Consider the following 15,786-nt stretch of genomic DNA (forward strand, 5'->3'; position numbering starts at 1 on the left):
TACTGCAAGGTGAGTTTAAGTTACAAGGCCTCTGGCGCTTACCACAGTTTTTTCAATGTGATTGTCATTTACCAGATAAACATGATTCACCATATTGGATACGACACAGGCATGGTTGGGGATGATATGGATTTGATCCCCGACTTTCGGTGACCACTTACTGTTACTGAGATCAAGGATGCCGTGCTCTTCGCTTAGGCTGGTGATTTTTACATCTGGCGCTTCTTTGATCAGACCGAAACCTTCCATTCCCAAAAGATCGGATGTCAGCATCTTTGAGCCGGCATCAATAATGGCGCGATCATCTGTGGGGCGGCTGATAACTGTTGCCCGAACACTCAGGGCGCAATCTTCAATACGGCAAAGGCCTGCTTGAATAAGGGATCTGTCGTTATAGATATAGGTGCCTGACCGGTGTTCTGTTGCTACGGAAACTTCTTGTGAGCGCCACATGTTTGGCGTACCGCCGCTACTTATTTTAGGGCAGGGAAGGCCATTTGCTATTAATAGATCTTTAGCTTGTTTCAACCAGTTGTTGACACGGACCTGATCACCCATTGGAGGGTAGGTCATTAACCCGCCAAGTGTCAGACCGCTTGCATTGTGGATTAAGCGCGCAAGACCAAGCGCTTCTTCTGCAGATTGTACGCCGCATCGATTTGCCCCGGTATCGCACTCAATCAAAACTTCCAGCGGGTGATCAGCCCTGACAAAGGTTTTTGCCAACCCGTCAACGACATAGGCATTGTCGGCAACAACAGACAGGGTACATCTCTGAGCAAGTTTTGCCAATCTATGTAACTTTTCATCCCCGATAATGTTGTAGGTAATGAGGATGTCTTTGATGCCTGCATCAGCCATCGTTTCAGCTTCACCAATCTTCTGACAGGTAATGCCGATTGCCCCGGCTTTAATCTGGCGTTGGGCCATAGAGGGTAATTTATGGGTTTTTATGTGAGGGCGAAGCGAGATACCGTGTTGGTCACAGTGACCTTGCAGTTTATCAATGTTTTTTTGAACGGTGTGTGTGTCGATTATAACTGCGGGGGTCATGATATCGCTTGTTACAACTGTTTCAGCCTGTGAAGTGTAATCCATACTCAATCCCCAATTGGCTGTGGATCTGTATTGCCATGAAGGGCGGTGAGAGATGCTCTGATACGGCGCAGTTTTTCTTTGGTTTTTTCCGGCATTTTACGTGCGACAGACGCGGCCAAAATATCGATGACAGCAAGGAAGACCAGACGTGATGCTGTGGGTTTGTATATATCCGGATCTTCGGGTAGTTCCATGCCGACGGTAATCGTACAGACTTGGGCAAGCTCTGAATTCGGCTTGGTCAAGCACACGGTTGTAGCGCCGTATTGATTGGCAATCTTGGCCGTGTCAATCAAAGCCCTCGGGGTGCCTGTTGAAGAAATAAAGAACATCAGATCATCTGGGCCGAGGGTGGCGGCATGCATTCTGAGAAGGTATGCGTCATTAAGAGATAAAGCGGTGATGCCAAGCCTGAAGAACCTGTTGGCAGCGTCAAAGGCAACCGTTGTCGATCCGCCACCTACGCCACAGAAAATGAGTGTTTTTGTTCGGGTCAGGGCATCGACTGCTCTGGATATTTCATCGTGATTTATTTGATTTTTGGCGACCTCAGTTGTTGAGATAAGGGCATCAAGAACTTGATCAATTGTACTGTCTGTTGATGTCGCTGGCTTATCGGAACGAGATAGATATTGCATGCTGACAGCAACATTTTGCGCTAGTTGAATTTTAAAATCTCTGAAGCCATCGCAGCCAAGTTTCCTGCAAAAGCGAATGACGGTTGGTTCGCTGACATCGCAAAATTTTGCCAAGGAGTTTACGCTGATTTGGCTAACGCTTTCGAGGTTATTAAGAACGTAAGTGGCTACCTGTTGTTCTCGGGCTTTAAAACTGCCGTCCATTTTTTTTATTTTTGTGATTAAATCAAAAGTAGCAGCCAATTGAGCATCCTTATACGTTTAAACTCGATATAAATTTATACTACGTAGTTAAATTACAAAAACAATGATTTTTAATAATATAAATGTGATATATACCTAAAATTACGCCAAAATATTAATTTACGAAGTTTATCTACGTAATTTTGCTTTACAAAAGTCGATTCTGAGCAGTAAATGTAGTTAAATTACATTTTAGGGAGGCGTGATGAGAGCGTTCGCCGCAAAAGCCAGCAAAAGAATGAACTGGGTTATTGAGCGCATTGTTGCTGTGCTGATGTTGTTATTGGTTCTGGATGTGTGGCTGGGTGTCGTTGATCGATATCTCTTTCATTGGCAATTACCCTGGCCTGAAGTATTGGCCCGTTACCTGATGATCTGGGCGGCACTTTTGGCAATCTCGGCTGGTATTGCCCGCAGAGAACATATTGGCCTTTCCATTCTAATTGATCGTTTGCCCCAGGCTTTTCGAAGACTACTTTTGGTTTTGGTTGATGTTATGACCTTTGCCTTGTTCGCCTTTTTGTGTTGGTACGGCATCGATTTTACTGTTGGTGGGAGCAACCGTCAGGCCATGATTTTTGGTATGACACTGGCGATGCCTTTTGCCGCAATACCGGTTTCTTCAGCCATTGCCGCGATTCAAGTTCTCCTTGTTGCTTTAAGAGATCAGGGCGAAGTAATGACTGATTCTAACGATAGCTTGTCGTCTGGTGCAGGAGCAGTTCTATGATCGTTGGTATTGCTTTTGTTGTTCTGGTTTTGATCGGCATGCCCATTGGCTTTGCCTTAGGGTTGGCAGGTGTTATCGGGCTTATTGACATGGGGGGTGGGGCCTTTTTTGCACTGGCACCAAGCAAGATGTTCAATGGCCTGAATATCTTTCCTTTCCTGGCTATGCCTTTTTTCATCCTTGCTGGTGAGATCATGAACCATACCGGGATTACTCATCGTCTGGTAACGCTGGCGCAGGCGTTGGTTGGACATTTTCGGGGTGGATTAGCGCATACCAATATGCTTGCGTCTGTTTTTTTCGCCGGGTTGACGGGGGCGGCAACGGCTGATGCTGCCGCTTTTGGCAAGACACTTGTCCCGGCAATGGTCAAGCGAGGTTATAGCCGGGATTATGCCTGCGCGGTAACTGCAGCGGGGTCCATTATTGGTCCAACTATTCCACCGTCTGGTTTAATGGTTGTTTATGGCTCTTTGATGGGCGTTTCCATCGGTGGATTGTTCGCCGCGGGAATTCTGCCGGGTTTATTGATCTGTCTTGTTTGCATGATTGTTATTGCAGTCGGTGTTAAGGCGAACAATCTTCCGGAAGCTGAAGAAAGAGCGAGTTTCAAAGAGCTGTTGCAGATCTTCAGATCTTCGATACTGGCGCTTTTCATGCCGATTATCATTCTTGGCGGCATCCTGGGGGGGATTGTTACGCCGACAGAGGCTGCGTCTATCGCGGTCGGTTATGCACTGTTTATCGGTGTTGTTGTTTATCGAGCGATCACAGTTTCCGATTTTATCGGAATGTTGATCCGCACGGCCCGAATTACAGGTGTGATCTTTGTTATTATTGCCTTTGCCGCGATTTTAGGCTGGTGGATGAGCTTCAATCGTATTCCACAGGAAATTGCCGAAGCCATTCTGTCTATTTCGGATAATCCTTACATCATTATTGCTTTGGTTATTGTTCTGCTATTGGCGATTGGGATGGTGATGGATATCACAGCGATTCTGATCTTGCTGGCCCCGGTTCTTGTGCCGTTGACGGAACAAATCGGCCTGGAGCCTATTCATGCCGGGATTATTTTTGTCCTTGCCTTGAACATATCCTTGATGACACCGCCCGTGGGTGCCTGCCTTTTTGTCTTGTCCTCTGTAACGGGGGAACGGTTGGAACGTATTGCGGCAAAGCTATGGCCTTTCCTGATTGCCGAAGTCGTTATCCTGTTCATTTTTGCTTTTTGGGAGGATCTCGCCTTGGCCCTTCCGCGATTACTGGGATTTGCCTGATCCCAGCGAGATGAGGAGTGGCGACTGCTCCTTCACTTCTTAGAAACAACAGACGCAAGTTTGAAAAAGAAATAAATATAGGGAGACGTAAAATGAAGTTACTGAAAAAAGTGGCGACATCTGTTGCTGTGGGTGCACTGCTTTGTTCCAATGTTACAGGGGCAATGGCGGAACCAAAGGTTCTCAAATTCGGTCACGATAATAAAATGGACCCGTTTGAAAATCCCGCTCATGCCTGTACTGCTGTTTTTGCCAACATTGTTGAAGCTGATACCAACGGTTCTATCGAGGTTGAGGTCTATCCTTCGAACCAGCTCGGGTCAGCGAAAGAGCACGTTCAGTTGGTGCGGGATAATGTGATTCAGGCGACATTGACTTCCACTGGGGCAATCTCGTCTTACTATCCGCGCATTGATGTTTTGAACCTGGCTTTTGCTTTCGATCACAACGCCGCGACATATGATGTTTTTGATGGTCCCTTTGGTGCGGAGCTTTCCCGAGATATTGAAGAGACAGTGAGCGGTGTGAAGGTATTGGGTTTCCCTGATACAGGTGGTTTCTTTGCGGTGACAAACTCCAAGCATCCGATTAAAAATCTGGAAGATTTCAAAGGCATTCGTGTACGCACAATGACTTTGCCATCTCATCAGAAGATTATTCAATCACTTGGGGGTGAAGCTTACCCCTTGGCGTGGGGAGAGGTCTATTCCGGTTTACAAACAGGTGTGATTGACGGGCAGATGAACCCGGTGCCGATTATCTCTTTTGCCAAGTTCTCTGAAGTTCAGAAATACATGACTTTGACCAACCATCTTTTTGCGCCTTATACCTTTATGGTGTCCAAAACCTTCTGGGATGATCTGACTGCTGATGAACAGCGTGTTTTGAATTACGCAGCCAATTCCTGTGTGGTTGCCAGCCGTGGCCTTAGCCGTGTGATTGAAGCTTCTGATCGCGGCTTGGCTGGTTTGAAAGACAAAATTGAGGTCACAGCCCTATCAGCAGAATCTCGTGAGCAATTTAAATCTGCCGCACAACCGGTTGTTCTCAAACATGTCGAAGAAACGCTGGGTGAGAAAGGCGTTACACTTTTGGATCTGTTCCAGGAAGAATTGGGTAAAGCCAATACGCGTAATTATCTCAAATAATTGCCAACTTGACCCGAGGGAGTTTCTCCCTCGGGCTTTATTTAGAATATTTACACGATTAATTTACGAGGACTTCCTGTGCGAATATTTTGCGCATCAATCGCAACCGAGACAAATACCTTTTCTCCTCTGCGTGCCGATCTGAGTGATTTTAAGGAGAGCTTCTATGCGGCGCCGGGGGAACATCCTGAAACCCCAACGCTTTGCAGTGCTGTTTTTCCGGTGTGCCGAAGAAGAGCGAAAGAAGAGGGCTGGGAGCTTGTTGAAGGTACGGCGACCTGGGCAGAGCCGGGGGGCATTGTGAATGCCAAAACCTGGGATGCATTAAGAGAGGAAGTTCTGGAGCAATTACGAAAGGCTCTTCCTGTTGATGCTGTTATCCTTGGGTTGCACGGGGCGATGGTGGCCCAGAATTGTCAGGATTGCGAAGGTGCGTTACTAGAGGCCATCCGGGAAATTGTTGGTTCTGATGTTGTTATCGGGGCGACCCTTGATCCTCATAGTCATCTCTCGCAAAAGCGCGTTGCGAATGCAGATATTCTTGTTGCCTTCAAAGAGTTTCCTCATACCGATTTTGTTGAATGTGCCGAGAGTTGTGTTGATCTGGTTGTACGTACGGTGAGAGGAGAAATTTCCCCCGAGCTCCACGTGGCTGATTGCAACATGATCGAAGTTCTACCGACAAGCCGTGAACCAATGCGCAGTTTTGTTGATAAGATACAAGAGCTCGAAGGCCAAAACGGTATTTTATCCGTCTCGGTTATTCATGGTTTTATGGCCGGGGATGTGCCGGACATGGGAACAAAAGTACTGGTTGTTGCTGAACAGGAACAGGGTCATGCCCGGTTATTGGCCAAAGACCTCAGTCAGGAACTGTTTTCATTTCGTGGCAGAACACGTCCGGAGTTTTTATCTCCGGCAGAGGCGGTCGCGCGAGCAAAGGCTGCGCCAAATGGCCCGGTTGTTATCGCTGATGTCTGGGATAATCCCGGTGGTGGTGTTCCCGGTGATTCAACAATTCTTCTCCGTACCTTGGTTGCGCAGGAGGCCTTTGATGCCGCTGTTGGTACTATCTGGGATCCAATGGCTGTAAAAACGTGTATTTCTGCGGGTGAGGACGCTACGCTCAAACTACGTTTTGGCAGTAAGATGTCTGATACAGCAGGCCCCCCGATAGATGCGGATGTGACAGTTCTAAAAATTGTTCAGAACGCAACTCAGGATTTTGGTACATCCATTGTTCCGTTGGGCGATAGCGTCGCGATTGACTATATGGGAATTACGGTGATTCTTAATTCCAATCGCAGTCAGAGCTTTGATCCGAGCCTTTTCCGAAACCTTGGCGTTGATCCGAAATCGAAAAAAATTCTGGTGATTAAATCTACCAATCATTTTTACGATGCCTTTGTTCCCGTGGCGTCGGAAATTCTCTATGCCAGCGTTGACGGACCTTATCCGAATGACCCCAGAACAACGGATTACAAATTTGCCCGTACAGACATTTGGCCGAGAACAGAGAAGTGCGTTACGTAATCTTCTTTCCGTTTTCTGCAATATCCCAGAAAAGCCCGGCCATGTTTCTTAGGCCATCTCTTACGATCGGTTTGAGCAGGTGCTCATTGGGGGCATGTTGTGAACAACCGCCGTAAGAGTGAGGCACCCATACTGTTGGAAGTCCAAGAATTTCACTAAAGGTTTCGTTGGGAAGTGACCCGGCGAGATTGGGCAGTATGTGTGGGGGATTTCCGTTCGTACTTTCTATAGATCTTGCGGTAAACTGGACCCATGGGTGATCAGGGTCAAGGCGCGTTGCTTGGAAAAAAGCTTCTTTGCTTGGAATGATTTCAACCGAGGGAAAACCGGCTTTATCAAGATGTCTGCGCAGTGCAGGCAAAATATCATCCGTATTGGTTCCTACCACAAAGCGAAGTTGACAATGGGCGCTTGCATGGCCTGCAATGGCATTGACCGGCGCTTCGGGAACACCGCTTTTCATGGCAAGAACTGCAAAGGAATTCCAGCCAAAGGCACGTTGTGCCGGATCCAATCCTTCTTCTCCCCAGTTCAAATTGATTTCCGGGCCTCCATCTATGGGCAGATCCTTCAAGATTTTTTTGATGTCGCTTGTCAGGCTTGTCGGTCGCCATTCGGGGATTTCAATCTGACCTCTGGCATCTGTGATTGTTGCTATGGCGTGCGATAGTATTATCGCTGGATCCGCCAGCAACCCACCCCAGTTTCCTGAATGGTTAGCGCCTTCTCGTAAGTTTACAGAAAGATCAAAGTTAATGGCACCACGTGTCCCCATGAACAGGGTCGGTGTATCAGGTTGAAGCCTTGGACCGTCAGATGCAATCAAGACATCTGCTTTTAATAGATCTTTGTGACATTCAAAGAATTGGGCAAGGCCGGCTGACCCCGTCTCTTCCGACGTTTCTATGATGACTTTCAGGTTAAAGCCAAGAGATTCTCTTTCTTCTAGCAAACAAGATAGAGCTGCGAGATTGATAAGGTGCTGCCCTTTGTTGTCAGCAGTTCCCCGTCCATAGATTTTTTCGTCCCGGGTGACGACTTTGAACGGGTCCAGTCCTTCCTGCCATTGATCCGTCTGCGCACGTATAACATCGCCGTGGCCATAGGTAAGTATCGTTGGTTGATCAGGGGATTCCTGTCGTTCTCCGACTAGAAAAGGCCCCCCGGCAGGATCAGGGTTTTCGTATATGTTGCTCTTGATATCCAGTTTGTCCAAGAGTGGTGTTATTTCTTTGCTAAGATATCTGTAAAGTTCAGATCGTTGATCTGGGTTCTGGCTTTCAGTTTCAACAGCAATTAGGCGTTCGAGTTCTGCGAGAAAATGGCCATTGTCAAAATAATCTTCTGCCCGCTTTATGGTTGCTTCACGTGTTGCCATTATTTTGTATCTCTCTCTGCAACAGCATCGCCCCAGGGGGACATAACTTCTGTACATCCAGAGTTCACACCGTTTTCTCTGGAAACACCAGCCGGACAGGCAAAGGCGTAGGGAAATACGGTTCGCTTTGTTGTGGTGACGGTGTGTTTTTGGGATAGCTCAGAAATAATTTCGGGGGCGAGATCCTCATCAGCGATAATAACGTCACCACCGGAAACATCCATTCTGGGATGGTGGAAAGCGTCTTCGAGACTCATATTGTAATCTGTCATAAAAGAAGAGAGTTGCATAACGGCAGGCATGATTTTTCGCCCGCCCGAGGCACCAATCGCAAAACGTTGCAGACTCTGTTTATCTGTCCCTTGTTCTCTGATTACCTGCTCACCGATAACGGGACAGACATTCATCAAGCAGCGTTTGTTAGGTGCCAGAGAGTTCGGGTGCCCCTGTTCCGGATCAAACCACATGATGCCATTGTTCATAAGCAATCCGGTGCTTGGTGAAATAACACGAGATCCAAAAAGAGAAAGAAGAGTTTGGGTCATGGAGACCATGTTGCCTTGTCGATCAACGATAGAAAAATGTGTGGTACATGACGGGGCATGGGGCGCATCTTGATCCCCCATTGTTACAAGGCGTTTTTCGTATGCTTTGCTTAAGGCCTCGGCATAGGCGCCGAAGCTGTTCGCTGCCGGAGAACTGCCGGGGGTAAACATGTTTTCCATCTGGCACAAAGTATCCGCGAGCGTGGGCCCCGCTGTGAGTGTCGGTGTCGCAAAAATACGGCTGTCTCTATATGGAATAGTCAGAGGATCTTCGAATTCAATAGCATAGGATGCAAGGTCATCCAGTGAGAGAAAACCACCTTTGTCTTGAATGTCTTTTACCATCAATGCGGCGATATCCCCCCGATAGAAATCTTCGGGACCTTGTTCCGCCAAATGAGTAAGTGTGTTGGCAAGCAAGGACTGGTCTATGCGCTTTTCAGACAAGGCTGTCCACCCCGCGATGGTTGGCCATTGCCTGTCTTCCAAAAATGTTGCCGCTGCATCAGGATCTTTGGATAGAGCTTGAGTGGCTGATGCGATAATTAGGGCTGCATACCAATCAACGAGCAGTCCTGATTTTGCTTCTTTGATGGCTGGTTGTAGCAAATCTTTCCATGGCATCTTACCAAACGCGTTATGAGCTTTCCCCGCGCCAGCTACTGTGCCAGGAACTGCGATGGACAGAGGTCCTTGTACGTTAAGATCCCCCTTTACTGCTCGCCAAGGGAATAAGTCGGCAGCTTTTCCGTCTGCCGATAAAGGAAACGCATTGGGATCCAGAGACTTTGGTGATTTCATTCCATAGGTGAGGGCATAGGATTTTTGTTCAGCCTCGCGCCATATCATCATGGCACCGCCACCGGCCGGACCACTCATCCAAGGTTCGAGAACTCCCATTGCAAAGGAAACGGCTACGGCAGCATCCACAGCATCACCGCCCTGCTCGAGAATGTCTGCACCTATTTCCGCGGCTTTTACATGCTGGGCAGCGACAATACCACCTTCTGATTTTGTGGCAGGTTTACGGACGGTTTGAGATCTGGAAAAGCTATGTGACACAGGGAGAACTCACTGTAATTTTTGAAAGGCAGGTATGATTGGAAAAGTTATTCTGGCGATCTTATGGTGTCAGGTCAAAGATTTGCTGAAACGCATTGTGGTATAATGATAGACAAAGAAACAAACGTCGGATTCTGAAAATTAACCATATATATTCATTCTGGTTATATGCTGGAAGAAATTCAGACGAAAAGTGTTTTGATCAACGATTAAGAACACAAACTGATTTATAACGGGGAAGGGGAGAAGAATGATCGAGATCATATCGTTACTGGCAGCATCCGTAATAGCGGTTTTGTTGTTTAGTCGATTGGGTCTCGGGTCTGTTCTAGGGTATCTCGCTGCCGGTGCTTTCATTGGCCCTGCTGGTCTTGGCTTGGTGAATGATGCGGATTATATGCGTCATATCGGTGAATTCGGTGTTGTCTTCCTTCTCTTTTTAATCGGTATTGAAATTAAACCCCAACGCCTTTGGGTTTTGCGTAAGCTGGTATTTGGTCTTGGTGGGCTTCAGGTCACCGTTTCGGGTTTGATTATTGCTGCTCTTAGCTACTTTGCTTTTGGCATCGCGCGGGAAACGGCACTGGTTATCGGTTTTGGCCTGGCACTTTCTTCCACGGCTTTTGGCGTTCAAATTCTCGCTGATCAGCATCAAACGACCAGTCATTGGGGACGAACCAGTTTTTCTATTCTTCTTTTTCAAGATCTTGCCGTCGTTCCCTTATTAATTCTTTTACCTCTGTTATCGTTTGGTGAGATGCGGTTTTCTGTTTCTATGGGATTTGCGCTTCTACAGTCGGTGGGCATTTTTATTTCGGTTCTTATTGCCGGGCGTTATGCGATCAATCCGATGTTGCATGCTATTGCACATAGTAAAAACAGCGATGTTTTTGTCGCAACCGCACTTTTGCTTGTACTTGGTTTCGCATGGATTATGGAGCTTGTCGGATTGTCTATGGCGATGGGTGCCTTTATTGCCGGAGTTCTTCTTTCTGAATCAGAATACAAACAACAGATCGAAGCGGATGTTATGCCATTCCGCGGTCTATTGCTCGGGCTTTTTTTTATGAGCGTGGGCATGTCTTTTGTGCCGGAAACAGTTCTTGATAATTTGGAAACGGTTATTTTTGGTGCTGTTGCTCTTATTGCCGTCAAAGCCCTGGTTATCATTGTACTGGCGAAGATCTGGAAAACGCCTTTAGCGATTGCTGTTAAGTGTGGGTTCTTACTCTCCCAGGCCGGAGAGTTCGGGTTTGTGCTCTTTACTCTTGGCGATAGCTTGGGTCTGTTACCAGAAGACATGATGGAAACATTGATCGCTGTTATTGTTTTGAGCATGGTGACAACGCCAATGATGGTCAAGCTGGGGGAACTACTTGCAGGATGGCTTAAATCCCCTGCATCCTCGGCGATGGAGGTTTCTGAACCTGTGCCGGAACGTCCAGTTGTTGTCGCTGGGTTTGGGCGTGTCGGTGAAGTGATCGCCGGAATGTTGCGTAAGGTTGAAGTGTCAACTGTGGCAATTGATATGGACGCCAAGAAAGTCGCTGAAGGACGCCGTCTTGGTTATAACGTGCTTTTTGGGGATGCCAGTCGTCCGGAAATTTTGAAGTCTGTCGGGGCAGGTCGAGCGCGTTTGGTTGTGATAACATTGGATAACTACAAAGCGGCCGAAGGAGTCGTGCGCACAATGAAGCGGCTCTATCCTGATGTACCGCTGCATGTACGGGTCAGAGACTGGCCGGATGCTGATCATTTTACGGAACTAGGCGCGTCCCATGCTATCCCTGAGACTGTGGAAGCGAGTTTGAGGTTAGGAGCGTCGGCTCTGGAAGCGGCAGGTGTTGGAGAAGAAGAGCGACGCACGCTGTTTGATTATCTTCGAGAAGGAGATTACGAGAAACTTCGAGATTACCATAAACTCTAGTGGTGCCAGTGAATGCCGTATTTATCGGCAATCCATTTGTATTTTGGGCTAGTGGTGACAGCGTAGATGATCTTTTCCAATGTTAAGGCAGAGATCGAGGCGTTTTTCCTTACAATACCAACAAAGTTATATTCTTGGTCGTAATTTTTAGAAATCACGATCCTATCTGCATTTTCTCTGTTTTCTCTTAGATATTTCTTGAGGAAAGTTTCAGTGACGACACCGATCTCTATACGGTTTGCCAAGACTTGTTTTATGATTTGTTCCTGATTGGTGACCAAGTTTATGTCAAAGCGCTTATTTAGTTTCTGAGGGTCAGTTTCAAATTTTGCAAAACGGTAGTGATAACCAAGGATGGCACCAATTTTCTTTGATGAAATATCTTGAAAGAAGTCTGTTTTTTTCTGTGTGCTATTCGAGCTGATATAACGCTCTCCTCCTTTTAGATAGATATTGGTTGTCTCAACATTCTCAGAACTCCATCCCCAGTTCACATGATCGAACAGAGATACGTCATATAAGCCCTTCTGAAACATATCATGACGACGGCGTGGGCTTGTTTCTACAGTTTCGAATTTATACTCAGACTGAACATCATTCATCGCTGATATCAGATCCAGCCCAAGGCCTATTCTGGGATGATTTTTTTCAACAATAAAAAAGGGAGGGAAATGATAAATGCTGGTTTTTATTACTTTGGGATTGGCTTGGGTTTCTGTTGTTGCGGCAAGAACCATGAAAATACCAAAGCAGAAAAAAAGAAGCTCTTTTCCCTTGCCTTTCCAGTATTTTAAAACGGGGTTCTTGGGGGGCATCGTTTGCAATATCCAAGTTGAAATATGTTAATTATACTGTGAAATTTGAGAGGAAAGCTATCTTTTTTCGCTACGGCAAAAATCAGAGATATCTTTTGAGGAGAATGGTTTATGAACAAGACTGTCTATGATGATATTATTATCCGCTCAGCAGAACGGGATGATATGTCAAAAATTGTGAAGATGGCTGCAGAATTTGTGGACTATCTCTCCTCGTTGGGGGAACCACGGGCTAACTTTGATGCAGAAACCAATCTGGAAAAGCTCTTAAAACATGGCTTTGGAGCAAAGCCTCTCTTTTCTACACTTATAGCTGAGAATAACGGCGATGCTGTAGGATATGCGATTTATAGTTATGGATTTTGGGCAGATAGTTTTCAGGGAACTATTTTTATGACGGATCTATTTGTACGCCAAACTTGGCGTTCACAAGGTATTGGTCAAATAATGATAGAAGAGTTGCAACATATAGGCCGGAATAATGATTGTGAGTTGCTTATGTGGACGGTTTGGAATGATAATTCCCTAGCACGTAAATTTTACGATAAACTGGGGGCGATCTCTTTAGATGATGAGATTTTTATGAAGCTGGATATTTAACGGTTGGTTTTGTCACCATAATTTTCACGCATAAAAATAATCCTAATCTACTATATAAAAAATGCTTAGGACTGTACCAGATAACACCAAATAGGTATTATTATGGTGATGATGAGAAAGAGTCGTTTAAGTCAATGGAAATAAGCCCGTTTACAGGAATATTTTGTAGCGGGAACAACAGCGAGATGTGCTGTTTCTCTGGTTGGTGTAAATTTTAAAACATCAGCTTATTACTATCGGCGCTTCCAAACATCTATTGCAGTTTCCCGTGTAAAGGCTACGACCTTTGTTCCCATGTCGATTGAGGATTGAATTGATTTAGAAATTATCCATAGGAATTTAGGTTATTAATTTGATTAACTCGTTAATCTTAATTGGTTTAGATATATATTTGTTTGCCCCCATATCTAAGTATTTCTTTTCTGCGCCAGACATGGCATCAGCTGTAATTACAAAAATAGGTATATCTTTGAATGGTTGGTCTGATGCTCTTATTATTTTGATAGCCTCGTCACCGTTCATAATGGGCATTTGGATATCCATTAATACGAGATCAAACGTTGTTTTCTCAAGGGCTTCAATTGCCTCTTGTCCATTGTTTGCAATGGTAACTCGTTTGTCCTGTTGTACGAGTATGTCTGTTAAAAGCCTTTGATTAATCGGGTTGTCTTCTGCAACAAGTATGTTGTTAAATATCTGTCCTGAAACGAGGGCCGATTTGCCGTTCAGTTGTTCTGAAGGTTGTGATGTAATCTTTTTCGTATTTTCATTTTCACTAATTTTGCGTAGCGGTAGCGTAATTGTGAAATCTGTACCAATATCAATTTGACTGTTGAGCTCAATCGTTCCGCCCATAAGATCAACAGTGCCTTTGGTAATTGATAAACCGATACCGACGCCTCCGTATTCTCGAATAGACGAGCTGTCGGCTTGATAGAACCGTTCAAATATTTTGCCTTGAATCTCGTTTGGAATGCCGCAACCTGTATCTTTTACACAAATTACGACGTTTTTATTTACGTACTCTGCAGTGATATCAATGTGACCGTCATCTGTGAATTTGACGGCATTAGATAGGATACTTACAAGAATTTGTTTGATCCTTAGGAAATCACCAATGTATCTACCGTCATGTTCTTGTTTAATGATTATACGGTGTTTTAGTTTTTTTTCTTGTAATACGGGTTCAACGGTTGAAACAGCTTGTTCTATAACACTTTTTAAATTGAATGGTGCATTGTTAAGCTCCATGTTACCGCTCTCGATTTTCGAGAGGTCAAGCATGTCGCTAATAATAGATGATAAATTATTGCACGAAGATAAGATGATATCAGTATAGCTTTTTTGTTCATCGTCGAGCTGAGTTGTGTTTAACAGCTGTGCCATACCACAAATGCCGTTCATAGGTGTTCGTATTTCATGGCTCATATTTGCTAAAAATTCATCTTTTAATTTGTTTGAAGCTTCAGCACGGTTTTGTCTTATCCGAGCAACTTCCATTTCCTTACGAGCAATTTCAGCCTCTTGGAACAGTATTCTCTTTTCTTCTGTTTTTTCTTTTTCGATTAATTGTTTGTTTTTAATCATACTCTCTTTAAAAACTTGAACTGCCGCTGCCATTTGGCCAATTTCATCTTTATGGCCTTGCCCGGGAATATCAATATTACAATTACCTGCCGCTAAAGTACCCATCGAATTTGTTATCTCTTGAACGGGACGTGTAATTCTACTTCCTATTGCCCATGCGCTTATCGTACCGACAATTAATCCTGTTACCGTAATAACCAGGGTTGACCACAAAGCGTAATCGCTTGCAATTGTCGCTTTTGGCCCAAGGATGTCTTGTTCCGATTTGATGCTCAGTTTCAAGTTTTCCATTTCAGTTGCGACACGCGGACCTATCTGATCTAAAATACCTGATATGATGCTATTACGTTGAATAATAATATCATGAACTGCGATCAATGATGTGCGGTATTGCGATGCCAGTTGGCTTAAAGATGTGGTTATTGCTTGTTGAGTTGCATCTTGTGTATTGTTGGTTATTTGAGCAATATTTCTGCGCATTTGAAGCGATTCTGAAATCGCTCTGTCGTATTCATTTTGATCGTTTGTAACTAGAAATTTATACGCATAAAGGCGTAGTAATAATAAATTCCTCTGAATATCATTCATTCTGATCGCGGTTAAAATGTTCTTATTTTCAGAAGCATTTTCCATGATTGACGCCAGTTTTTGCTCTATTTGTGGGCCAATCACATCAAGGGAATTTATTACAAGTTTATTTCGTTTGTTTTGTAGATCAAGAACTTGTTCAAAAGCTAAAAGATAGGAACGTAAGTTTTGATCGGCACTGTCTACGATTGATAATCTTGATTTGTCCTGAATTAAATCATGGAATGTGCTATTAAGATCTAGTGCTTTATTAGCACGTTCTCTTACTTGAGTAGCATTCTTACTTGATGCGTCAATAATGAAATTCTTTACTGCCAAGCGAGCTTCTAATAAATTGGCTTGAACTCTACCTGCCTGATTGGTCTGTAAAGCAATAGAGCGGTATCGTTTAAAGTTTATATTGTCGTTGTTAACATTAATACTGCTAATAGTGCCTGTAATAAGTAGAAGAAAAAGTGTAATACCAAAACCACCAAAGACTTTCGTGGTAATATGGACGGATTTTAAAAAATCTAACACTCTTTTCCCTCACGTTTAAATCTTTATAAATTGTAATGCTCAATTTATTTGATGGGGTTTTTGTTTTTGATATAAAAGTTTTAAAACATAGTATAATT

The 15,786-nt window shown here is 44.7% G+C and carries 12 protein-coding genes; 6 read left to right on the forward strand and 6 right to left on the reverse strand.

The window, feature by feature from the left end:
• Positions 1–15 precede the first annotated feature (15 nt).
• Entirely contained in the window at positions 16–1,098 is a 1,083-nt protein-coding gene (locus tag WH96_RS11580; protein WP_047764352.1) for a D-TA family PLP-dependent enzyme, read from the reverse strand.
• A gap of 2 nt (positions 1,099–1,100) precedes the next feature.
• Positions 1,101–1,979 carry a MurR/RpiR family transcriptional regulator gene (locus WH96_RS11585; RefSeq protein WP_156176787.1) on the reverse strand — a complete coding sequence of 293 codons (879 nt, stop codon included), beginning with the start codon at positions 1,977–1,979 and terminating at the stop codon, positions 1,101–1,103.
• A gap of 205 nt (positions 1,980–2,184) precedes the next feature.
• Between WH96_RS11585 and WH96_RS11590 the strand changes: the two genes are divergently transcribed.
• From WH96_RS11590 to WH96_RS11605, 4 genes are all read left to right on the forward strand, one after another.
• A complete protein-coding gene (locus tag WH96_RS11590) occupies positions 2,185–2,709 on the forward strand; it encodes a TRAP transporter small permease (RefSeq protein WP_047764353.1) in 525 nt (174 codons plus the stop codon).
• Positions 2,706–3,986, forward strand: a complete 1,281-nt coding sequence (locus WH96_RS11595) for a TRAP transporter large permease (protein ID WP_047764354.1) — start codon at positions 2,706–2,708, stop codon at positions 3,984–3,986. Before WH96_RS11590 ends, WH96_RS11595 begins: the two co-directional genes overlap by 4 nt.
• A gap of 92 nt (positions 3,987–4,078) precedes the next feature.
• On the forward strand, positions 4,079–5,134 hold the full coding sequence (locus WH96_RS11600; RefSeq protein ID WP_156176788.1) for a TRAP transporter substrate-binding protein: 1,056 nt from the start codon (positions 4,079–4,081) through the stop codon (positions 5,132–5,134).
• 78 nt (positions 5,135–5,212) lie between these two features.
• A complete protein-coding gene (locus WH96_RS11605) occupies positions 5,213–6,667 on the forward strand; it encodes a M81 family metallopeptidase (protein WP_047764355.1) in 1,455 nt (484 codons plus the stop codon).
• On the opposite strand, the gene WH96_RS11610 is transcribed toward WH96_RS11605, so the two are convergent.
• Together WH96_RS11610 and WH96_RS11615 are read right to left on the reverse strand one after the other, a co-directional pair.
• A complete protein-coding gene (locus WH96_RS11610; RefSeq protein WP_047764356.1) occupies positions 6,660–8,045 on the reverse strand; it encodes a M20 family metallopeptidase in 1,386 nt (461 codons plus the stop codon). The genes WH96_RS11605 and WH96_RS11610 overlap by 8 nt on opposite strands.
• Entirely contained in the window at positions 8,045–9,652 is a 1,608-nt protein-coding gene (locus WH96_RS11615) for a gamma-glutamyltransferase family protein (protein WP_047764357.1), read from the reverse strand. The genes WH96_RS11610 and WH96_RS11615 overlap by 1 nt, the downstream gene beginning before the upstream one ends.
• A gap of 250 nt (positions 9,653–9,902) precedes the next feature.
• Here WH96_RS11615 and WH96_RS11620 point away from each other — a divergent pair, with 250 nt between their 5' ends.
• Positions 9,903–11,579, forward strand: coding sequence for a monovalent cation:proton antiporter-2 (CPA2) family protein (locus WH96_RS11620; protein ID WP_047764358.1), 1,677 nt, complete (start codon positions 9,903–9,905; stop codon positions 11,577–11,579).
• On the opposite strand, the gene WH96_RS11625 is transcribed toward WH96_RS11620, so the two are convergent.
• On the reverse strand, positions 11,576–12,316 hold the full coding sequence (locus tag WH96_RS11625; RefSeq protein WP_162200150.1) for a substrate-binding periplasmic protein: 741 nt from the start codon (positions 12,314–12,316) through the stop codon (positions 11,576–11,578). The genes WH96_RS11620 and WH96_RS11625 overlap by 4 nt on opposite strands.
• A 189-nt stretch (positions 12,317–12,505) precedes the next feature.
• On the opposite strand from WH96_RS11625, the gene WH96_RS11630 reads away from it, so the two are divergent.
• Positions 12,506–12,994, forward strand: coding sequence for a GNAT family N-acetyltransferase (locus WH96_RS11630; RefSeq protein WP_047764360.1), 489 nt, complete (start codon positions 12,506–12,508; stop codon positions 12,992–12,994).
• Between the two features lie 339 nt (positions 12,995–13,333).
• Here the strand turns inward: WH96_RS11630 and WH96_RS21370 are convergent, their stop codons facing one another.
• The gene (locus WH96_RS21370; RefSeq protein ID WP_053005864.1) at positions 13,334–15,688 is read right to left on the reverse strand and encodes an ATP-binding protein; all 2,355 of its coding nucleotides are present in this window, start codon (positions 15,686–15,688) and stop codon (positions 13,334–13,336) included.
• Positions 15,689–15,786 lie beyond the last annotated feature (98 nt).

The organism is Kiloniella spongiae, from assembly GCF_001026905.1.
GTDB classification, from domain to species: domain Bacteria; phylum Pseudomonadota; class Alphaproteobacteria; order Kiloniellales; family Kiloniellaceae; genus Kiloniella; species Kiloniella spongiae.

Coding starts and splice junctions, on each gene's coding strand:
- WH96_RS11630 (WP_047764360.1), top strand. CDS start 12,506: ATGAACAAGACTGTCTATGATGATATTATTATCCGCTCAGCAGAACGG.
- WH96_RS11610 (WP_047764356.1), bottom strand. CDS start 8,045: ATGGCAACACGTGAAGCAACCATAAAGCGGGCAGAAGATTATTTTGAC.
- WH96_RS11590 (WP_047764353.1), top strand. CDS start 2,185: ATGAGAGCGTTCGCCGCAAAAGCCAGCAAAAGAATGAACTGGGTTATT.
- WH96_RS11595 (WP_047764354.1), top strand. CDS start 2,706: ATGATCGTTGGTATTGCTTTTGTTGTTCTGGTTTTGATCGGCATGCCC.
- WH96_RS11625 (WP_162200150.1), bottom strand. CDS start 12,316: ATGGTTCTTGCCGCAACAACAGAAACCCAAGCCAATCCCAAAGTAATA.
- WH96_RS11620 (WP_047764358.1), top strand. CDS start 9,903: ATGATCGAGATCATATCGTTACTGGCAGCATCCGTAATAGCGGTTTTG.
- WH96_RS11580 (WP_047764352.1), bottom strand. CDS start 1,098: ATGGATTACACTTCACAGGCTGAAACAGTTGTAACAAGCGATATCATG.
- WH96_RS11600 (WP_156176788.1), top strand. CDS start 4,079: ATGAAGTTACTGAAAAAAGTGGCGACATCTGTTGCTGTGGGTGCACTG.